At 62.0% G+C, this 19,558-nt stretch carries 17 protein-coding genes and 1 pseudogene; 16 read left to right on the top strand and 2 right to left on the bottom strand.

Annotated features, from left to right (window positions below; translation table 11 throughout):
- The first annotated feature begins 15 nt into the window (after window positions 1-15).
- The 12 genes and pseudogenes from HU742_RS08455 to HU742_RS26770 all read left to right on the top strand — a co-directional run.
- Window positions 16-1,041 (top strand): polysaccharide biosynthesis/export family protein, encoded by a 1,026-nt coding sequence (locus tag HU742_RS08455; protein ID WP_186637888.1) that lies wholly within the window; start codon window positions 16-18, stop codon window positions 1,039-1,041.
- Between the two features lie 15 nt (window positions 1,042-1,056).
- Window positions 1,057-2,649, top strand: coding sequence for a GumC family protein (locus tag HU742_RS08450; RefSeq protein ID WP_186637889.1), 1,593 nt, complete (start codon window positions 1,057-1,059; stop codon window positions 2,647-2,649).
- A complete protein-coding gene (locus HU742_RS08445; RefSeq protein WP_186637892.1) occupies window positions 2,646-3,749 on the top strand; it encodes a glycosyltransferase family 4 protein in 1,104 nt (367 codons plus the stop codon). Before HU742_RS08450 ends, HU742_RS08445 begins: the two co-directional genes overlap by 4 nt.
- Entirely contained in the window at window positions 3,746-5,116 is a 1,371-nt protein-coding gene (locus HU742_RS08440; protein WP_186642212.1) for an O-antigen ligase family protein, read from the top strand. The genes HU742_RS08445 and HU742_RS08440 overlap by 4 nt, the downstream gene beginning before the upstream one ends.
- Entirely contained in the window at window positions 5,113-6,081 is a 969-nt protein-coding gene (locus tag HU742_RS08435; protein ID WP_186637898.1) for a glycosyltransferase, read from the top strand. The genes HU742_RS08440 and HU742_RS08435 overlap by 4 nt, the downstream gene beginning before the upstream one ends.
- A complete protein-coding gene (locus tag HU742_RS08430) occupies window positions 6,074-7,210 on the top strand; it encodes a glycosyltransferase (protein WP_186637901.1) in 1,137 nt (378 codons plus the stop codon). Before HU742_RS08435 ends, HU742_RS08430 begins: the two co-directional genes overlap by 8 nt.
- A 9-nt stretch (window positions 7,211-7,219) precedes the next feature.
- The gene (locus HU742_RS08425) at window positions 7,220-8,236 is read left to right on the top strand and encodes a polysaccharide deacetylase family protein (RefSeq protein ID WP_186637903.1); all 1,017 of its coding nucleotides are present in this window, start codon (window positions 7,220-7,222) and stop codon (window positions 8,234-8,236) included.
- Window positions 8,233-9,537: an oligosaccharide flippase family protein gene (locus tag HU742_RS08420; protein ID WP_186642211.1), complete on the top strand. Its 1,305-nt coding sequence runs from the start codon at window positions 8,233-8,235 to the stop codon at window positions 9,535-9,537. The genes HU742_RS08425 and HU742_RS08420 overlap by 4 nt, the downstream gene beginning before the upstream one ends.
- 107 nt (window positions 9,538-9,644) lie before the next feature.
- The gene (locus tag HU742_RS08415) at window positions 9,645-11,540 is read left to right on the top strand and encodes a hypothetical protein (protein WP_225923551.1); all 1,896 of its coding nucleotides are present in this window, start codon (window positions 9,645-9,647) and stop codon (window positions 11,538-11,540) included.
- Window positions 11,537-12,226, top strand: a complete 690-nt coding sequence (locus HU742_RS08410; protein ID WP_186637913.1) for a GNAT family N-acetyltransferase — start codon at window positions 11,537-11,539, stop codon at window positions 12,224-12,226. The genes HU742_RS08415 and HU742_RS08410 overlap by 4 nt, the downstream gene beginning before the upstream one ends.
- A 5-nt stretch (window positions 12,227-12,231) precedes the next feature.
- On the top strand, window positions 12,232-13,368 hold the full coding sequence (locus HU742_RS08405; protein ID WP_186642209.1) for a GNAT family N-acetyltransferase: 1,137 nt from the start codon (window positions 12,232-12,234) through the stop codon (window positions 13,366-13,368).
- A 10-nt stretch (window positions 13,369-13,378) separates the two neighbouring features.
- Window positions 13,379-13,545: pseudogene (locus HU742_RS26770) on the top strand (ChbG/HpnK family deacetylase); the annotation flags it as partial.
- Between the two features lie 12 nt (window positions 13,546-13,557).
- Here the strand turns inward: HU742_RS26770 and HU742_RS08400 are convergent.
- Window positions 13,558-13,785, bottom strand: a complete 228-nt coding sequence (locus HU742_RS08400) for a hypothetical protein (RefSeq protein WP_186637919.1) — start codon at window positions 13,783-13,785, stop codon at window positions 13,558-13,560.
- A 224-nt stretch (window positions 13,786-14,009) separates the two neighbouring features.
- Between HU742_RS08400 and HU742_RS08395 the strand changes: the two genes are divergently transcribed.
- The 4 genes from HU742_RS08395 (at window position 14,010) to HU742_RS08380 (ending at window position 17,723) form a co-directional block, all read left to right on the top strand.
- Entirely contained in the window at window positions 14,010-14,951 is a 942-nt protein-coding gene (locus HU742_RS08395; RefSeq protein WP_186642208.1) for an alpha/beta hydrolase, read from the top strand.
- A gap of 377 nt (window positions 14,952-15,328) precedes the next feature.
- Window positions 15,329-15,472: a hypothetical protein gene (locus tag HU742_RS08390; protein WP_186637924.1), complete on the top strand. Its 144-nt coding sequence runs from the start codon at window positions 15,329-15,331 to the stop codon at window positions 15,470-15,472.
- A gap of 69 nt (window positions 15,473-15,541) precedes the next feature.
- The gene (locus HU742_RS08385; RefSeq protein WP_186642207.1) at window positions 15,542-16,771 is read left to right on the top strand and encodes a YcaO-like family protein; all 1,230 of its coding nucleotides are present in this window, start codon (window positions 15,542-15,544) and stop codon (window positions 16,769-16,771) included.
- A complete protein-coding gene (locus tag HU742_RS08380) occupies window positions 16,764-17,723 on the top strand; it encodes a class I SAM-dependent methyltransferase (RefSeq protein WP_186639838.1) in 960 nt (319 codons plus the stop codon). Before HU742_RS08385 ends, HU742_RS08380 begins: the two co-directional genes overlap by 8 nt.
- Window positions 17,724-17,789: 66 nt before the next feature.
- Here the strand turns inward: HU742_RS08380 and HU742_RS08375 are convergent, their stop codons facing one another.
- Entirely contained in the window at window positions 17,790-19,532 is a 1,743-nt protein-coding gene (locus tag HU742_RS08375; protein WP_186639840.1) for an ABC transporter substrate-binding protein, read from the bottom strand.
- Window positions 19,533-19,558 lie beyond the last annotated feature (26 nt).

Genomic DNA, 19,558 nt, shown 5'->3' with positions numbered 1-19,558 from the left:
CAAAAGGATGACGAGATGAACGCCAGACTGCTTGTCCTGCTGTTGCTGCCGCTTGCCGGTTGCTCCAGCACCACCGATACCCGCTCGATGCCGGTGCATATTCTCACGGCCGCGCCGGCGAACGCCCAGGCCACCGATATGCCCAGGGTCGAACAGACCCTGAGGCCCCAGGACGTGCTGGATGTGATTTTTCACATCGACACCACCTCTTCCCAGGCTTACCGCGTGCAGCCAGGCGACCAGATTGCCTTGAACTTCACCGCCGCCAGCCAACTCAACGGCACGCAACAGGTGATGCCCGACGGCAGTATCGAACTGCCGGGCGCCAACACCTCGGTGAAAGTCTCCGGCCTGACCACCGACGAAGCGCGCCTGGCGGTGCAGCGGGCCTATGACCAGAAAATGCTGTTCCAGCCCAATCGCAACCAATTGACCGTATTGGTGACCAGCCCCCTGGCCGGCGAAACGGCACTCAGGAACACCTTGACCCACCCGAGCACCGGTATGAGCCGGGAAATCATCGTGGGCCGCGATGGCTACGCAAGCTTCCCGGAAATCGGCGCCGTGCCGTTGCAAGGCATGACCGTCACCCAATTGGAAACCTTCCTCAACGAGCGCTATGCCCAGCTGCCCGGCCACATGACTGTGGACGTGTTGCTCAAGTCCACTGCCGGCAACGAGATCTACGTCCTGGGCGAAGTAGCGCAACCCGGTTCCTATCCGATCCGCCGGCCGATCTCGGTACTCGAGGCCCTGACCCTCGCCCGTGGCACCAACGTCAAGGCCAGGCTCGACTCGGTGGTGATCATGCGCCGCAACGGCAATCAGGTTGAAGCCCGCCACTATGACGTGGAGAAGGCCCTGAGCGGAGACGCTTCGCAGATCGCCTACCTGCAACCGGAAGACATGCTGTTCGTGCCCAAGACCGGCCTGGCCAAAGCCGGCGAAATGGCCCGGCAACTGGCCGACGTAGTGCTCTTCCAGGGCATTGGCGTCAGCTTCGGCTACGACCTCGACAACTCAAGCAGCGATAGCAACTGACCCAGGTGACCGATCATGAACCCCAAGGAAAACTATCTGCACGAGTTCTTCAGGATCTTCTTCGCCAACAAGCAGTGGGTGAAGCGCGTCTTCCTGATTTTCGCCGTGATCGCCCTGGTGCTGCCGTTGATGCTCAAGCAGAGCTTCGATATCACCGCCCAAGTGATCGTCCAGTCGAAAAAGCTCTCCCAAGGCGACGCCACGACTTCGCTGAACCAGGAAAGCGCGACGTTCGTTCCACCGTCCTTGGCGGACATGGAAACCGAGACCAACATCCTGCGCTCGCCGGCGTTGATTCGCGAAACCATCCAGACCCTGCGCGACCAGGGTGAATACACCCCAAGCCCGGGTGCCCTCAACAAGTGGGTGAGCGAACCGCTCAAGCGCTACATCACCCAGCCATTGCGTGAGTACGTCATCAACCCGCTGCGCGACGGCCTGGGGCTTGAGGTCGATCCGGTACGCGACACCGTGCTGGATACGCTGACCGACGAGGCCATCGAAAACCTCAAGATCGAGACCCTGCCCGGCTCCAACGTCATCTCCATCGTCTACAGCTTCGGCGACCCGGCCCAGGGCACCCGGTTCGTGGCGCAATTGCTGCAGAACTACCTCACCGGTCGGCAGGACCTGCAATCGATCGAATTGCCCCAGACGTTCTACGAGCAGAAAAAAGTCCAGTACCAGACCCGCCTTGACGGCTTGGAGGGCAACCGCCTGACGCTGCTTGAAGGCGTCGGCTCTTCCGATCCCAAGGAAGAAATCACTTTCCGCTTGAATGCGATCAACACCGAAGAGCAAGCCCTGAACCAGTACCAGGATCGCCTGCTGCAAGGCCAACGCTGGCTGGATTACCTCAAGACCGCCCTGGCGGCGGCGAACAGCTCGCGGTTCAACGACTACACCTTCCCGTTCACCTTCACCACCACCGTGGATAACGTTGCCTTCGACGATCGGGAAATCAGGCAAATGGGCGAGCAATTGACCAGCCAGGTCGGCCGCTACATGAACGATCTGGCGATCTTCCAGCCCAGCAGCGAACCGATGTTGCTGGCCCGCGAACAGATCATGCGCACCCGCCAGCAATTCCTCAAAGTGGTGAACAACCGCATCCAGGAACGCACCACCGACCTGGCGGTGGTGAGTTCGGTGATCAATCAGAAAGTCGAACGTATCGCCACCTTCAAGGAGCGCATCCACCAGTTGCAGGAAACCCAGAGCAAGCTGCGGCAGATGGACACCGAGATCAACGCGCTGCATGCGGCATTCTCCACCTATGCCCAGCGGTTCGCCGAAGCCAGCTCTGCTCGTTCGCTGGACAACGACCTGTCCAACGCCCGAGTCTTGAGCCCGCCATTCGAACCCACCGCGGCGGCGTTTCCCAAGCCGGTGCTGATCATCGCGTTCGGCTTGTTCAGCGGCCTGTTGTTGGCGATCGCCCTGGTCTATGTACGTGAGTTCTTCGACCATCGCTTCAAGCATCCGGCGCAAATCGGCCACCAATTGGATCTACCGGTGCTGCTGGTGATCAACGAGCAGTCGCCCGAGCAACTCAACCCGCATCGCAACTGGAGCCTGCCCAGCCTTGTCCATTGGGTGAAAAATTGAACGCGCCGTTCAGCCCGTCCCACCGCAGCCTCCCCCTGTCGATCATTCATCTGCTCGGCAGCGGTGGCTTCTATGGGGCCGAGCGGATGCTGTTCGATCATTGCCTGGCCACGCCCGGACAACACCAAGTGTTGTTCCTGGCGGCGCCGCCGACCTTGATCACGCGGTTCCGCCAGGCCGGGATCGACTGTCACCACTGCGCCAGTTGGCCCGAACTGTTGCAGCATCTGCGGCAACGGCGCGCCGAGCGCCCGCTGATCAATACGCACAACTTCAAGGGCCTGTTGTTCGGCTGGGCCGCGGCGACCCTGTTGCGCCTGCCGCTGGTGATCACGCAGCACGGCTTTACACCACACAGCCCCAAGCAGCGGTTCTATACGTGGTTGAGTCTGCAACTGTGCCGCACTGCGCCGGTCAAGCGAGTGGTGTGCGTGGCTGAAAGCATCGCGGCGCAGCACCGCCAGGCCAGCGTGAGCGCGGAAAAGCTCGATGTGATCCCCAACGGACTGCCGGCCGTCACAACGCCGCTGCTTCATCGCGACGACAGGCAACGCTGGCGGGTCGGCTACGTCGGCCGATTGAGCAGCGAGAAAGGCCCGGACCTGTTCCTCGACGCGATGATCCCGCTGTGCCAGCGGCATGCGGCGCTGCACGCGGTCATGCTCGGCGACGGCCCGGAACGCCAGCCGTTACTCAAGCGTATCGCCGAGGCAGGGCTGCCCACGCGCATCGAATTGCCCGGTTACCAGACGGACATGAACGAGTGGTGGAGCCGACTCGATGCTCTGGTGATCAGTTCACGCACCGAAGGCACGCCGATGATCCTGCTCGAAGCCATGCAGGCCGGCGTGCCCGTGGTGGCGTTCGGCGTCGGCGGCATTCCCGATGTCCTGCAGGACCGTCATAACGGCCTGCTCGCCACGCCGGCCGACAGCGAGGAGCTGGCACGCCAGATCGAAACGCTGTTCAGCGAACCGCCCCTGGCGCAGATCCTCGCCGACAACGCACGCCGCACCCAACGCGACCGCTACGACCTGCGCACGCTGGCCGAACGCTGGTCGCAACTCTATATCCGCACCGCGGGGGAGGCTCGGCCATGATTGTCCCGCTCTCGATCGTCAGTCTGCTGGGGCTGGTGTGCCTGGCATTGCTGGCCAGTCCTTATCCGTTTCTCGCACCGGGCGCGGTGCTTGGGCTGGTGGGCGTCGCCATGCTGTACCGCAAGCCCGGCTGGGGCTTGCTGGGCATTGCCGCCCTGCTGCCGCTCGAAGGCCTGTTCAAGGACAACGCGTTTTCCGGCAGCAAATTCCTCGGCGTGGCGCTGATCCTGATCCTGATGTTGCAGTTGGCCTTGCACCAGATCCCTGCGACGCGCTTGCGTAGCAACATCTGGAAACCGTTGCTCGGCTTCATGGTGTTGTATGGCTTGAGCCTGTTGATCTCGGAAAACATGGGCCTGTCCCTGACCAGTCTGCGTGAACTCGCAGTAGGGCTGATCCTGTTCGTGATCACCTTGTTGATCGGTCGCGAGCTGAACCTGGAGATGTTCGCCCGGCTGATGACCGTGAGCGTCGCCGCGACCTGCGTGCTCGCGATATTTTCAGCCAAATACCAGGAACAGGGCCGCGCCTTGGGTTTGCTGGAAGACCCGAACGGCTTTGCGCTGTTGATTGCGTTTACCGTACCGCTGGCATTGTTGTTGACCCTACGCAGCCAGAAACTGCTGCACCGGTTGTTCTGGGGTGGCGGGGTCATGCTGTTGCTGGGGGGGATGACCAAGACCGAGTCGCGTTCAGGACTGGTCGTGCTGTTGCTGACCCTGATGATCGGGTTGTATCACTATCGGGCGCAGCTCCCACGCGTGCGTCCTCGGCACCTGGGGTTCGCGATGCTCGGCCTGGCACTCATGGTGCCGGCGGCAGTCACCTTGATGCCTGCCAGCTACGTGGCGCGCATCCAGTCCTTGAGCATCCTCAGCTCCGGCACCAACGACCACAAGGACGGCTCCTTGGGTCGCCGCGCCTCGTACATTGTGGTGGGCAGCCAGATGATCCGCGAGAAGCCGATACTCGGTTCAGGCCCCGGGACGTTTCCGGAGCACTATGCCCCCACCGGCTACGCCAAGGCGTTCTCGGCCAATCGCAAACGGGGCGATCTTTACCGCCAGGCCCATAACACCTACCTGGAAATATTCAGCGAAATCGGCATACCAGGCGGCCTGATGTTTGTCGGCATGATTGGGCTGGGCCTCTACAACCTGATGCGCACGCGCCAACTCTGGCTTCAGCGCCGGGAATGGGCCCAGGCGGACCTGCTGACGCACCTGGGCATGAGTTTCCTGTCGCTGGCGTTGTTCCTGATGTTCCTCAGCGCGCCGAACCACAAGCTGCTGTGGATCATGCTCGCCTTGACCAGCATATTGCGCCACGACGCCGAACAGGTCGCGCCGCAGGAGGCCCGTTCATGAGCCGCATCAGTATCGTCATTCCGATGTACAACGAGGCCCGGCACATCGGCCGCACGCTGCTTGCCGCACAACGCGCCGCCAATGCCGCCGGTCTTGCGTGCGAGTTGATCGTGGTCGACAACGGCTCGCAGGATCAGGGCCCGGAGATTGCCCGGCAGTTCGGTGCGCAGGTGCTGGTGGTTCCAGGCGTGCTGATCGGTGCCCTGCGCAATCGCGGCGCACAGGTTGCCAGCGGTGAATGGCTGGCCTTCATCGACGCGGACATCGAAATGCCCGAGGACTGGCTGACGCATTTGCTGGAGTTGGAGACCGCAGACATCGCCGACGTATTCGGCCTGGACCTGTACACCCCCGCGCAGGCGCCCTGGTACGCCACGGCCTGGCATCGGCGGACCTCGCTCCCCTTGCGACATACCATGCAGCGCGTGGATTGGCTGCCCACCGCCAACCTGCTGATGCGCCGCCAATGGTTCGACAGGGCCGGCGGGTTCAACGAGACGCTGCGCACCGGTGAGGACAAGGACTTGACCCTGCGCCTGACGGCCAAGGGCGCACGGTTACTGTCGGTCAATGAATACACCGCCCTGCACTGGGGCTACGAAATGAACTGGCGCGAGTGGATGGGCAAGGAACTGTGGCGCCAGGGCAGCCTGGTGCAATTGCTGCGTACCAACGGCTTGAGCCTGCGCCTGTTGCGCTTCCCGATGTTGGCTGTGCTTGTCTGGCTGCTGGACTTGCTGGCGATCTTCGCGCTGGTCACTGGCGCGCCTCAACATGCACTCATGATGGGGCTGTTGACGACCGTGCCGGGGTTGGCGCTGAGCTGGCACCAGAGCCACAAGCACCGTAACCCGTGGCTGACCCTGCAACTCTGGGGCCTGCACTGGGTGCGCCTGCACCTGGCCGGCGCCGCGCTCGTCCTCAGTCTTTGTCATTGGAAAGCAAGGAGACCCGCCCGTGGCTGAGTTCATTTTCTGGTTGTGCCTGTTACTGCCGGTATACGCCTACCTGGGCTACCCGTTGCTGCTGACACTTGCCGGGCCATTTTTTCCCAGGTTCAGGCCTGAGCCCCTGCCTGCGCAACGGGTCAGTGTGATCGTTGCCGCGCACAACGAACAACGGCATATCGAGAACAAACTGCGCAATCTGCTGGCCCAGGACTATCAGGCCGCCAGCCTGCAGATCGTTGTCGCCAGCGACGGCTCCACCGATCAGACCGTGGCCCTGGCGCGCAGCTTCGAGGACCCGCACATCGAGGTGCTCGACCTGCCGCGCCAAGGCAAGAACAGCGTGCTCAACGCCGCGGTCAGTCATTGCACGGGCGACATCCTGGTGTTTACCGATGCTGATGTTCACTGGCTCGACGGCACGCTTGACCGCCTGCTGGCGCCGTTTGCCGATCCTGAAGTCGGCGGAACTGTCGGCAATATGAACATTCCCGTCCCGGGCTCAGGCCTGAGCGTGGGCGAAAGCTTGTACCGCCACTATGAAGCCTGGCTGCGCCGGGTGGAAAGTCGCGCCGGTTGCACGGTCTCGGCCGACGGTGCGCTGCAGGCGCTGCGCCGTGAGCTGTACCAACCGATTCCAGCCCTGGTCAACGACGACTTTTTTATCAACACCTGCGCACCGGTCACCGGCAAACGCGTCGTCTATGTCGACGACGCCAAGGTGCTCGATCAAGGCGTGGACGAGGCCGGTCGACAATTCAGCCGCCGCCAGCGCGTCACCGTCGGCGGCCTGATCAGTCTGGCGGCCCGACGTGAACTACTCAACCCGCTGTGCCATGGCCTGTACGCCATCGCGTTGATCAGCCACAAACTGATCCGCCGGTTGGCGCCGGTGCTGTTGCTGCCCCTGCTGGTGGCCAACCTCTGGCTGCTCGATGAGCAAGGTTTCTATCGCCTGGCCCTGTCTGCCCAGCTACTGGGCTACGCCTTCGCCGTGGCCGGCCTGCTGGATGTGCATCATCGTTTGCCCAGACCGTTTCGCCTCGCCGCGTTCGTGTTGGTGACCCTGGCCGGCATGGTCGCCGGCCTGTGGCAGTTCGTGCGCGGGCACAGCTACAACCAATGGAATCCCGATCAGACTCGATGAGTGCCTTACATGCCGATCAATACCCGCATCAAGACCACAATCAAGCGCACCGGCGGCTGGCTGTACCTGAACACGTCCCTGGGTCGCCATGCATTACGCGGCGCCGGCGTCATTCTGATGTTGCACCGGGTACTGAACAACGACCGCGCCGCCGAATTGCCTCATCGCAACGAGCTGTGTGTGGGACCCGAAGCGTTCGAACACTTGTTGATCTGGCTGCAGCAGCATTTTGAATGCGTGCCATTGATGAGCTTGTTGCTGGCCGACCCGGAAAGCGTTCCAAACCGTCCACGGGTGGCACTGACGTTTGACGACGGCTGGCGCGATAACGCTATGAACGCCTTTCCGCTGCTGCGCCAGTACCAGGTCCCGGCGAGCATTTTCCTATCCACCGATTTCGTCGGCAGCCGCCAGCACTTCTGGTGGGAAAGCATCGGTGAAACCTTGTGGGGCAGCCATGGGCAGGTGGCGCGGCGCTCGCTGATCGAGCACTTGCAGCATGTCGGTCGACCGTTGCCGGTGCTGCTCGATGATATCGACGACGAGCGCCGCAGCCTGGCACTGCTGCACTTCCTGCAAAGCCTCAAGAGCCTCGATCCAAAAATATTGAGCGACGTCACCGACGTCTGCCCACAAGGTTCCCAACCTCAGGCGCTGGACTGGACCCAAGTGCGCATGCTCGAAGATTCCGGCCTGATCCGCTTCGGCCCCCATGGCGCCAGCCACGCGATTCTGACCGGGCTGGATGACCAGCGCCTGCACGAAGAACTGACCCGCAGCTGGACGGCCTTGGAAAACGGCTGCGCTCAACCCCTGCCGGTGTATTGCTACCCCAACGGTGACAATGACGCCCGTGTGCGCGAGCAGGTGGCGGCCCACGGTTTTCCGTTCGCGCTGGGCACCGAGGCCGGACTGTACCGCCATGACCGAGACCCTCTGAACCTGCCACGTTTCGGCGTCAGCCAGCGCAACGCCTGTCACCCTGAGTTATTGGCCTGGCGTATTCGCCGAGGAGCCCGTTCATGAACCGAGCACGTTACCTCAGGCTCTTGGTGATGAGCATGGGCACGAGTCTGGCGATGATCGGCCTGCGCCTGTTGCGCAACGTGTTGCTGGCACGCATCCTCGGGCCTAGCGAACGCGGGCTGTTGGCGCTGCTCAGCACCCTGCCGGACCTGATCAGCGCCACCACCAGTGGGGGCCTGAATTCTGCCGTGGGTTATCAGGCGGCGCAGCATCGCTCGATGAGCCTGTTGCTCAGCCACGTGCTGGTCTTCGGTTGTCTGCTGGCAGGGTTGCTGACGCTGCTGGTGGTGGCGCTGGTGCGTGAATTCGGCACCGAACTGGACGTCACCACGCAACTGGGACTGCTGGCCTGGCTGCTGTTGCTGGCCGTGCCGCTGGCGGTGCTCAAGAGCGGCCTGCTAACGCTGCACAACGCCTCCGGCGGCGTCGGTGCGTTCAACGCCTTGCGGCTGATGGAATCCCTGATCCCGCTGTTGCTGTTCGTGGCGCTGTTCTGGATGTGGAAAGACACCGCGCTGGAAGCGGCGCTGATCAGTTGGCTGGCGGGCCTGAGCCTGGTAGTGCTGGCCGGCTGGATGTGGTTGCGCCGCGATCATGCGTTCACCCTGCATTGGGATCGCACCGGCCAGGTCGAACTGTTGCGTTACGGTGTCCGCAGTCATCCAGACCTTTTGTTCCAGCAACTGATGACGCGCTCGGATTACCTGTTCATCGGCGCGCTGCTCGGCAGCACCGCGCTGGGGCATTACGCCATGGCCAGCGCGGCGGCCGAACTGCTGCATATCGTGCCGGAAGCGGTCACCACGCCACTGATGAAACGTCTGCTGCAGCAGGACAGCGACATGAAGCGCCTGACCCCGCTGGCCTTGCGCCTGACCGCCACGGCCATGCTCGGCGCCTGCCTGGGCATGGTCCTGGTCGGCGAATGGCTGATCGTTACCCTGTTCGGCATCGCCTATCAACCGGCGTACCCTGCCCTGCTTGCGCTGCTGCCGGGGGTGTTCGGGTTGTGCTATGCGAGCATCCTGCGCCTGGACCTGCTGGGTAAGAACCGCCCTGGCACTGTTTCGCTGCTGATGGGCGCAGGGGCGCTGTTGAACCTGGCGCTCAACCTGGTTTTGATCCCGCGCTACGGCATCGTCGGCGCCGCGGCGGCTTCCTCTATTGCCTATCTGAGCGTGACCCTGGGGCTGCTGCTGATGTATTGCCGCCTCAGCGGCGTGGCGCCGTGGCGAACGCTGATTATCCTGCCCAGCGATTTGCTGCCAATGCGTCAGATGCTACTGGGGAAATCCGCTTGAATACTGTCGCCAGTCGGACCGCTTCGCGAGCAGGCTGCCTCCCCCAAGGGAAGGTGGGCGCGGGTGTATGTCTTTTCCTCATGGCGGCCTCGGTCCATGGCGCGTCCATGCAATGGACCGGCATCCGTGACGGCAGCCTGTACCTGCAAACCGACCGCCAAGACACCGTCACCGTGCGCTGGGTGCCCGCCTGGCAGGCCGAGGCCAATACCGAACACCTTTATCTGCTCGACGGCCAGGGACGATTGGCGGGTGAGCGCCTGGTCAGGGCGGATCAGCCTCGTGGCGAACACCTGTGGCCGCTGCCGCCGGGTGCAGCCAGTTATCGCCTGGAAATTCCTGGCTACAGCTTCCGTCGCTACACCGTTGAGCACGACGCGCGCACCCGCGCCTTGTTTGCCCCGACAAAGGTGCATTTCAATGCCGAAACCCATGACGGCGACGAGCTGTATTTCAAAGTAGCGGCTGGCGAACAGGCGGTGCTGGCAGGCAAGTTCCACGGCGGCGTACGTGCACTGCAAGCCCGGCGCGTCGACGACGGAAAGCAGTTGCAACTGAACCTCAAGCCATACCGGGCCTATTGGCAGTTCGATCAGGTCGCCCTGCCGATAGCTGACGTCGAACAAGTCTGGCGCTTGCATCTGCAGGGCAACGGCAAGGCCGCGTTTTGGCTGGACGGCACCGCCAACCTGTTCGCCCAGGACCCGGCACACCTGCTGCCACTGCGCGAAGATCCAGGCCAGACCCACCTGAAATTGTACGACGAGGCGCTCGGCACGACCCCCAAGCTGGGCATCGCCCTGCCCTACGAGTTATTGCCGCCGTCCACCTACGCCGTGCTCGATGCGCTCAAGCCCCAAGCGGCAAGCCTTTACAGCTTCGTCGATATCACGGCGGCCAGAGGTACTTATGAAGATGCCTTCCGACGTTTATACCAGGAGCGCTTCGCCGTCAGCCAAAACATCACCCTTTTGGCCGGCAGCCAGCGCGAGGTAGAGCTAAAGGCCGACCGGACCAGTCACAGCGGCTTGCAAGCCTGGCTCACGTCGACCCGCGCGTTGGGCGGCAAAGGCCTCCATTACCTTAGTTTTGCCGATGAGCCGAACCTCAACTACCCAGACTTCACCAGTTTCCAGCAACTGTTCCAGAGCATGGCGGCCCAGGTCCGCGCCGATCCTGCCAACGCACGTGCCGGTATCCGCATCGCCATGCCGGCCAGCTCCCAGTTCACCAACGGCCCCTTCACCGAAAATGCCGCTGACAGGCGCGGGATCGACTGGGCACGGCGCCTGCTTGCAACGTCCAACGATCAGATCGACGCGCTGGCCTGGCATGAATGGATGATCCGCGATCTGCTGGCAACCCGGGTCTACCGCGACAGTGTCCGTCAGGCCGCCCACCTGGTGGGCCTGGACAGCCAGGGTCGGCCGCGTAAGGCCTTGCTGTTGGATCAGACCAACATGTCCGCCGGCTCGAGTCTGAGCCCTTACGACCAGGAAACTCACTACGCCGCCCTATGGTGGACGTCGGTGGTCATTAACGCCTCGGCAGACGGTTGGCTGGACATGCTCAACTGGTTCATGGCCGCCGACGAACCGGAGTACCCCAAGGGCATGGTGCGGGTATTGGACAACGAGCGCTTCGAGCTCAAGCCCGTGGGCCTGGCCCAGCAGTTCATTCAACAGCATTGGCTCGACCAGGTGCTGCGCCTGGACAATGACGCTTTTGAAGTCGACGTACTGGCCATGGCCACCGGCAAGCAACGCGGTCTGCTGGGCGTGAACAAAAGCACGCGAACCCATCAGGTCAGCCTCGACGGCACGGTCTGCCCTCAGCCAGGCATGACACTGATGTATTTCGGCCCGGACAACCGCAGCCACAGCGTTGCGTTTGATTGCAAGACCGGCCAGGTCGGGTTTCTCCTGCCAGGGGAAACCATATTCGCCCTCAATTGGGCAGCTCCCCTCTCCCCCAACCCTGCCACCCGTCAGGAGGCACCATGAACGCTCTGCAAACATTGCGTGATCGCATCCAGAAAAAAGGTCTGCGCGCCGTTCTAAAACAGCTATGCAGACGCTACGTATTTGCCCACACCAGACTGGTGTGGCTGGAGCATGACATACGGACCCCGCTCCCCCCACATAACCTCAAGCCCTACCCACCGATGCGCCTGGAGTTCATCACAATCGCCAACGCCGATGCGTTTGCCCGGCACTTCGGCGACCGCGTCGAAACCATGCGCGAGTTGGCGGCCGAAGGCTACACAGGCTTGATGTACCTGGATGATCGGGGCGATACCGTGGGCTTCGCCTGGGCCAGTACACGGGACTATTTCGACCGCCATTTCTACCGCTGCAACTTTCCGGTCAAGCCTGGCGAGTATTTTCAGTTCGGTGGCGAAGCGATTCGCAAATACTGGGGTACCAGTATCTCGGCGGACATGCAGCTGGAGGTGTGGAAAGTCATGGCGGAGCATGGTTGCAGCACCATGGTCGATGTCTGCGATTTGCAGAACATCCAGGCGATCAAGATGCACATCCGCATGGGCTTCCAGGAGCGCGGGCAGATCACCCACCTATACCGTTTGCTCGGCCATTGGCGGTTCCTGCGCAACACGTCTTATACCGGCACGGCACTGGACGCCTTTCGTAAACCGGCCCAGCCGGCTGCCTCGACTTCGGCGGCCTGATCCCCATGGCGATCCGGTTCCAATGGTGTCGTTCCCTGGGCGCGGAGGACTTTCCGGTCTCTGCTTATGAGCAACTGCGAACCCAGGTGGCCGACACCACACCGTTCAACACTCTGGCCTGGCTGCAAGCGGCGGAATTCGCCTTGTTGCCCGAGCAGCAATTGCATGTGTTGCTGGGCTGGGAGGACCAGACCTTATGCCTTTGCCTGCCCCTGGTATCAGGACGTGAACGATTCGGCGGGCTGCGGTTCCGGGTGTTGCATCACTTGGGTTTTCCAATGGCCGACCGCATCGCCCTGCTGGCGCGCGTGGACGCCGAAGGCATGGGCCAGGCGCTGATGCAGATCCGTCAGCACTTGCCCCACGCGTTGCTGCAACTCAATGAAGTGATCGAGCCGGTCGGTGAACAAAGCGTCCTCAGCGCCTGGATGGCGCTGAGTTCCACCGGAGAGCGGCGACTCAGTTGCCGGGTTCCGGTGCACCTGATCAGCGACAGCGACCATCAGGAGATCTCTGGCGACCCACGCTACAAGCTGCGTCGGGCGCGCAAGCGGATCGCCGCTTGCGGCGCCGAGATCCGCCGGATAACGCCAGACGCCATCAGCATGGGGCAATTGTTGCGGGCCCTTGCCGATGTCGAAGCCGCCAGTTGGAAAGGCGAGGAAGGCGTCGGGATCTTTGCCGACCCCAGGCGCAGGCAGTGGATGAACCACGCCTTCACCGCTCTCGCCGCCCAAGGGCTGGTGCGGGTGGTGACGCTGGAGCTAAACGGCGAGTGCATCAGTTATCGCCTCGGCCTGTTGGATCAAGGCCGATTGTACGACTACAACCTGGCCTTCCTGCCGCAGCATGCCGACCTCGGCAGTGGTCGGGTGTTGCTCGAAGAGTGGATTCGTTGGGGGCTGGACGAAAACTGGCGGTGGATCGATGCGTCACGGGTCAGTCTCAATAACTCCAGTCATCAATTGCACGAACGCATGACCGGACAACTGGAGCATTGGCGTTGGAGTTTTTATTCCTGGCAACCTGATGGTTTGTTCCTGGGTTTCGCCTTGCGGCTTTGGAAAAGCCTGAAACCGTGGCTGGGCAAGCGCAAGGCCAAGCCTGCCGCGACGACGGCATCGCCTTCCAGCAAGCCCTAGGAGAACACCCATGCCTCACCAAACGATCATCAACGCAGACGACTTCGGGCTCAGCCTCAGTGAAACGAACTGATCCCGCGGGCCTTCGAAGCAGGCGTGACCAGCTCCGCTACGGCGATGGCCAACATGCCCGCTTTCGATCAGGCATGCGAGCGGGCTGGCCCTGCCCCCCTGCTTGATTGACCCTCTTTATCGGTCGAGCTTTTTCTCAACTTGCCTGACCTTGTCCTGCAGTTTTTCAGCGTCCTGCTCGTGGCTCTTGATCGACTTCGGCGTGATCGTTTTATCCACCTTGTCGGTCGCCGGATCGGGGCGCTGCACGTCGCGCTCCACCACTGGCACCGGCTCGCCGACGGCGTCCTTCGCGGGTGCAGCGTTGCCGACAGGTGTTTGCCCTTTGGAATGCTCAAGCGTCATGGCTTCGTCCTCGATATTGATGGGTGTCGAGTTTTCGAGTCGGGCGAAACGGTGAGAGTTCGATCGGGTTGCCTACCGTCTGGAGGCACAACGAGGCCCTGTGGCGAGGGGGTTTATCCCCGCTGGGCTGCGCAACGGTGGCAAGCACACCGTCCGAAATTCCAGCGTACCCTGGAAGGAATCTGCTAAAACGCAGCTTCTGCCCCAAGTAGCGAATCGCGTCGATGTCCTCATCTTTTCTCTCTCGCCTAAAGCAACGTTGGCTGGCCTGGTCTTTCATGGCTGCGCTGGTCGTCGGCCTGCCGGTGGGCTGCGCCGTGTTGCAGCACAAGGAGCGCGAATTGGTGTTTCGCATCGAGCCGGGGACGGCGAGCTGGTTCAGCGGGCTCCCCAGCGGGGTGCAGGAGTTCGATCTCAAGCCGAAAAGCTTCAAGGCCGGGGAAAATCTCCACGGCTGGTGGTGGCCGGCCGAACGCAAGAATGCCCCGGCCATCCTGTACCTGCATGGTGTGCGCTGGAACCTGACTGGCCAGTTGTTTCGCATCCAGCAACTGAGGGCGCTGGGCTATTCGGTGCTGGCGATCGATTACCGCGGTTTCGGCAAGAGCCAGGGCGACCTGCCGTCGGAAGCCAGCGTCTATGAGGACGCGCGAATCGCTTGGGAGCGTCTCGAAGTGCTGCAACCGGACCCGGCGCTGCGGTTGATCTACGGTCACTCCCTGGGCGGCGCGGTCGCCGTCGACCTAGCGGCGGAACTGGGCCAGGAAGCCGCCAGCAATGGCAGCGTCGTGCCGGCCCGGGGCTTGGTCATCGAATCCACCTTCACATCCCTTGGCGATGTCGCCACCGCGATGGCGAACACCTCCTTGCCGGTGCGCTGGTTGCTGTCGCAGAAGTTCGACTCCATCGACAAGATCGGCGAGATCAACATGCCGTTGCTGGTTGTCCATGGCGCCGCCGACCGCTATGTACCGCCTCGCTTCAGCGAGCAATTGTTCAATGCCGCCCGCGAACCCAAGCACTTGTTGCTGGTGCCGGGGGCCACGCATAACAACAGCATGAGCCTGGCGGGTCGGACTTATCGGCAGGCACTGGATACATTGATGAAAACCACAGCGTCGCCAGTCGCAGGACGCGCTGGCGCCAGTCCGGCCAAGGCCGGTTGACGCCTGCTGGATCGTTCAAAATCTTGTAGGAAAAAGCATCAGCTCCCCCCTCTGATATCCCGGCAAGCGCAATCCTCCAAATGGTGGATCACAGCGCTTTAGGAAATACCTCGCCGTTCATTACGCTTTTTCCCACTTTGAACGCGCCTAGGTCTCACATCCTTATCCGAATCGCCCTCGCCCCAGCCCCGAGTTCATGGGATCAGGGCTTTCAAGCACGACAGTGAAAGCGAATGCGTTGGCCATGGTCGCCACCGGCCCCGCTTACAAATCGTCATGTTTGACCTGGCTCCGTGAGCTTCATAACGTTCCTCCGCGCCGCAGCATTGGCGCTTCCAAATTGCCTTCGATCAACTTTAGAAAAAGGGACTGAACCCATGGGCTATTCCGCCAGCATGATGGTTAACGATCTGTCTGAGCTGTGTAACGACCGAGACAATCCAGATGTTCTCGCCCCGGAGCAATTACTGGAGGGCCTGCAACTGAGCCCGACGGAACAAGCCGAGCTTGACGCCGAGTAATGAAAAATGGGGGCACGCCGTGCCCCCATACCCCCCCACCACCCACCCCCATACCAGGAGTGACGACACATGGACGCATCTCTCGCGCCAGAGCGCGAATTGTCCCTGGCTCAGGCAGCACGGCAAATCGAAGCCGAGCTGCTGGCCCTGGGATTGCAAAGCAGCCTGCGCGCACTGGGCAACCGGGTCGTCTCGGTCCAGGCTGAAGTCGGTAACTCGCGGGCAAAAGTCATGGGGTGCGGCAAGGGATATGCCGAATCGGCTCGCGTCGGCGCGCTGTACGAAGCACTGGAACATTATTTAAGCGACCCGGCCCTCGCCACGGACCTCAGTCTGTTGACGCCCCCTGACTTGAGCGGCGTCGCACTCGACAAAGACGACTTGTTGAATACCCTGCAGGACCAGCCTGACTGCCGGATCGCCTGCCGCTCCTACACGGCCATCACTGACGGCACCTCGTTCCACTACCCCATCGCATTGACGATGCCGCTTTATGCAAATGATCCCCTGCCAACCGATACGACCGACTACCGTTCGCTACGGCGCTATTCCAGCAACAGCGGCACCGCCATCGGCGCGACCCGTGACGAAGCGCTACTTCACGGCCTCAACGAGTGCGTGGAGCGTGATGCGATCTCGATATTCCTGCTGGATCATTTTTATTACCAGAACGCCACGCCCCTGCGCAGAGTCCAGCGCCTGCCCACCGAAGAGGCGGTGGGCAGACTGTGGGCCGATGCCCAGGCGGAGATCGACGTGCCAATCGTGTTATTGGACATCAGCACAGAGTTTTCGACCACCACGTGCCTGGCCTTTGCCGACACCGACCACGGGTTGGTGGGCGTTTTCGGCGCGGGCACTTCGCTCGACCCGCGTCACGCCGCGTCGCGCGCCTTGACCGAACTGGTTCAACTGCACCTGAACGCCAGCGAATCCCCGCTGCGCGACCAACTGTCCAAGGCCGAGCGCCACTTGGCCAGATTTGCCCGCTTGCGACGCTGCATGCGCTTTGATCCACGCCATCTACTCGACACCCGGCCGCAAAAAATCATTCGGCTGCCGACAGTCGACGGAGCCTGCCCATTGGATCAGCAGATCCGGCAATTGGCCGATAACCTTCACCAACATGGATACATGGCCGGCAGCTCGACGCTTTACCGTTCCGAGGCAGGCACCACACTGGTCAATGTCGTGGTGCCCGGGCTGGAGCGCTTCTACATCGTCTCCAGCGGGAACGTTGTCGTGCCCATGGCGCGCGGACGACAACGCGCCCTGGCGGGAGCGACGACCGATGCCTGAACCGATGACGCGGCAGCGTCTGCGGCGCGAACTGGAGCTGGAAAACCTGTTGCAGGCCGAGCCCGTGGCGCCAGGATCATGGGCGCGCTTTGTCGAACCCAGGGGCGTCGGGCTCAACCACATCTTCATCCTGCGTTGCCGGGGACGCGACTGGGTCGGCCGCAAGACACTGCAACGGGATGAACACGCGCGCCTGCGCTTGGACAGTCGGCTCGCACCCTGGATGCTGCTCGGGCCGCTCGGCCAACTGCACTGGGGTGATGAGGGCCTGGTGCTCGATTACCGGGCCACTCGGCAGGCGGACAAAGTGGCCGCGTTCGCTGATGCGCTGGGAGCCCCCGACAGTGAGATCTACTTTCCTTTCCCCGCCCTTCGGCGCAACGGACGAGAGTTCGTCTGCCCTCCCGACTATTGGGCGTTCACTGAAGGTCTCGCCAGCAAGCTCGACAAGGGCGAAGCACACTTGCGACACCACTGCTGCACGCTGCTGCGGTCTTGGCTGAAACCTGGCGCGGTGATCCATGACCCGGCCTGCTCCACCGGCACGTTCATTCATCAACTGGCCCTTGCCCTGCCAGACAGCCGTTGCATCGGCTCGGATCGTTCGCCCTCGATGATAGAGGCGGCCCGCAATCGCTATGGACGTTCGGTTGACTTTCGGCGGGCCGATGCCGCCGACGCCGACCCCGTCAGCCTCTATTACGATGTACTCGTGCTTCGGTTTCTCAACGCGGAAGTCATGACCCGTTCCGAAGCCGAACAGTTGCTGCCTCGATTGGTGGAGACACTGGTCGTCGGCGGCAGGCTTATCGTGTTCGGACATACGCCCGTGCTGCCGGCGATGGACTACCTGGCCAGCCGATGCGCATTGACGCTCGTTTCCCGTCTCGCCTCGTGTAGCGTCACTGGACAGCTCTTCCAGTTCTACGTCCTGACGAAGGATTCGAGATGATGCAGGCTTTACCGCCCGAAAAAAAACGGCACCTCTCGGTGCCGTTCGTTTGTCACGCTTGAAGCATTACTTGCGTGCCGCCTCCCATGATTTCAACAGCTCGGTGTAGCTCACGGTTTCGCCTTTAGGCTTCTCGTTCGCCAGTTTCGGCTTCGGTGCGCCCGGTTGGTCGAACCAGTATTGCGCGTCGCGCTCAGGGTTCATCTTAGGCGCGCAGGTGGCCTGGGCCTTGGAGCGTTCCAGACGGGTCATGATCGCGTCCTGATCCTTGGCCAGGCCGTCGAGGGCCTGTTGCGGAGTCTTCTCGCCGCTTGCCGCTTCGGCGATGTGGCTCCACCACAATTGCGCCAGGCGTGGATAGTCCGGCACGTTGGTCCCGGTCGGCGACCATTGCACACGGGCCGGGCTGCGGTAGAACTCCACCAGGCCACCGAGTTTCGGCGCCAGGTCGGTCATCGCCTGGGAGTTGATGTCCGATTCGCGAATTGGCGTCAGGCCAACAATCGTCTTTTTCAGCGACACAGTCTTGGACGTCACGAACTGCGCATAGAGCCAGGCCGCCAGGCGCTGTTTCTCAGGCGTGGACTTCATGAACGTCCAGGAACCCACGTCCTGATAGCCCAGCTTCATGCCCTCTTCCCAATACGGACCGCGCGGCGAAGGCGCCATGCGCCATTTCGGCGTGCCATCGGCGTTCACCACCGGCAGGCCCGGCTTGGTCATGTCGGCGGTGAATGCGGTGTACCAGAAAATCTGCTGGGCAATGTTGCCCTGGGCCGGCACCGGTCCGGATTCGGAGAAAGTCATGCCCGCCGCCTCCGGTGGCGCGTACTTCTTCATCCAGTCCACGTATTTGGTGGTGGCGAACACAGCCGCAGGGCCGTTGGTGTCGCCGCCGCGGGTCACGCTGGAACCGACCGGATGACAGTCTTCGACGCGAATGCCCCACTCGTCCACCGGCAAACCGTTGGGCAGGCCCTTGTCGCCGCCGCCGGCCATGGAGAACCAGGCATCGGTGAAGCGCCAGCCCAGGGACGGGTCTTTCTTGCCGTAGTCCATGTGACCGTAGACGCGCTTGCCGTCGATCTCCTTGACGTCTTCAGAGAAGAACTTGGCGATGTCTTCATAGGCCGACCAGTTCACCGGTACGCCCAGCTCGTAGCCGTACTTTTCCTTGAACTTGGCCTTCAGGTCCGCACGCTCGAACCAGTCGGCGCGGAACCAGTACAGGTTGGCGAACTGCTGGTCGGGCAGTTGATAGACCTTGCCGTCCGGCGCGGTGGTGAAGGAAATACCGATGAAGTCCTTGAGGTCCAGGGTCGGCGAGGTGAAATTCTTGCCTTCGTTGGCCATCAGGTCGGTGATCGATTCGGTCTTGCCGTAGCGAAAGTGCGTACCGATCAGGTCCGAGTCGTTGACCCAGCCGTCATAGATATTCTTGTCCGACTGCATCTGGGTCTGCAGCTTCTCCACCACGTCGCCTTCCTGGAGCAGGTCGTGGGTCAGCTGGATCCCGGTGATTTCGTTAAAGGCCTTGGCCAGTACCTTGGATTCATATTCGTGGGTGGCGATGGTTTCCGACACCACGTTGATTTTCATCCCGCGAAACGGCTCGGCGGCCTTGATGAACCATTTCAGTTCCTCAAGCTGCTGCTCGGCTGTCAGGGTCGACGGCTTGAATTCACTGCCGATCCACTTTTTAGCGGCGTCTTCATAGGCATCGGCCCAGGCCGCAGCGCTCAGCCCGCTGAGTGCCAGCATGGCTGCCAATGAAACGCTATGTCGCAGCTTATTGTTTTTATCGAACATAGAGACCTCCTGTTTGGGTTTAAGAG

The organism is Pseudomonas marvdashtae (assembly GCF_014268655.2).
Taxonomy (GTDB): domain Bacteria; phylum Pseudomonadota; class Gammaproteobacteria; order Pseudomonadales; family Pseudomonadaceae; genus Aquipseudomonas; species Aquipseudomonas marvdashtae.
Note: the sequence above shows the minus strand (reverse complement) of the source record. Positions and strands in the feature narration are given on the sequence as shown.

What these genes read in the sequence shown, in the direction of transcription:
- HU742_RS08450 (WP_186637889.1), top strand. Translation starts at nt 1,057, where the DNA reads ATGAACCCCAAGGAAAACTATCTGCACGAGTTCTTCAGGATCTTCTTC.
- HU742_RS08455 (WP_186637888.1), top strand. Translation starts at nt 16, where the DNA reads ATGAACGCCAGACTGCTTGTCCTGCTGTTGCTGCCGCTTGCCGGTTGC.
- HU742_RS08400 (WP_186637919.1), bottom strand. Translation starts at nt 13,785, where the DNA reads ATGACGCTTGAGCATTCCAAAGGGCAAACACCTGTCGGCAACGCTGCA.
- HU742_RS08405 (WP_186642209.1), top strand. Translation starts at nt 12,232, where the DNA reads ATGGCGATCCGGTTCCAATGGTGTCGTTCCCTGGGCGCGGAGGACTTT.
- HU742_RS08435 (WP_186637898.1), top strand. Translation starts at nt 5,113, where the DNA reads ATGAGCCGCATCAGTATCGTCATTCCGATGTACAACGAGGCCCGGCAC.
- HU742_RS08375 (WP_186639840.1), bottom strand. Translation starts at nt 19,532, where the DNA reads ATGTTCGATAAAAACAATAAGCTGCGACATAGCGTTTCATTGGCAGCC.
- HU742_RS08390 (WP_186637924.1), top strand. Translation starts at nt 15,329, where the DNA reads ATGGGCTATTCCGCCAGCATGATGGTTAACGATCTGTCTGAGCTGTGT.
- HU742_RS08425 (WP_186637903.1), top strand. Translation starts at nt 7,220, where the DNA reads ATGCCGATCAATACCCGCATCAAGACCACAATCAAGCGCACCGGCGGC.
- HU742_RS08395 (WP_186642208.1), top strand. Translation starts at nt 14,010, where the DNA reads ATGTCCTCATCTTTTCTCTCTCGCCTAAAGCAACGTTGGCTGGCCTGG.
- HU742_RS08410 (WP_186637913.1), top strand. Translation starts at nt 11,537, where the DNA reads ATGAACGCTCTGCAAACATTGCGTGATCGCATCCAGAAAAAAGGTCTG.
- HU742_RS08415 (WP_225923551.1), top strand. Translation starts at nt 9,645, where the DNA reads ATGCAATGGACCGGCATCCGTGACGGCAGCCTGTACCTGCAAACCGAC.
- HU742_RS08380 (WP_186639838.1), top strand. Translation starts at nt 16,764, where the DNA reads ATGCCTGAACCGATGACGCGGCAGCGTCTGCGGCGCGAACTGGAGCTG.
- HU742_RS08420 (WP_186642211.1), top strand. Translation starts at nt 8,233, where the DNA reads ATGAACCGAGCACGTTACCTCAGGCTCTTGGTGATGAGCATGGGCACG.
- HU742_RS08385 (WP_186642207.1), top strand. Translation starts at nt 15,542, where the DNA reads ATGGACGCATCTCTCGCGCCAGAGCGCGAATTGTCCCTGGCTCAGGCA.
- HU742_RS08440 (WP_186642212.1), top strand. Translation starts at nt 3,746, where the DNA reads ATGATTGTCCCGCTCTCGATCGTCAGTCTGCTGGGGCTGGTGTGCCTG.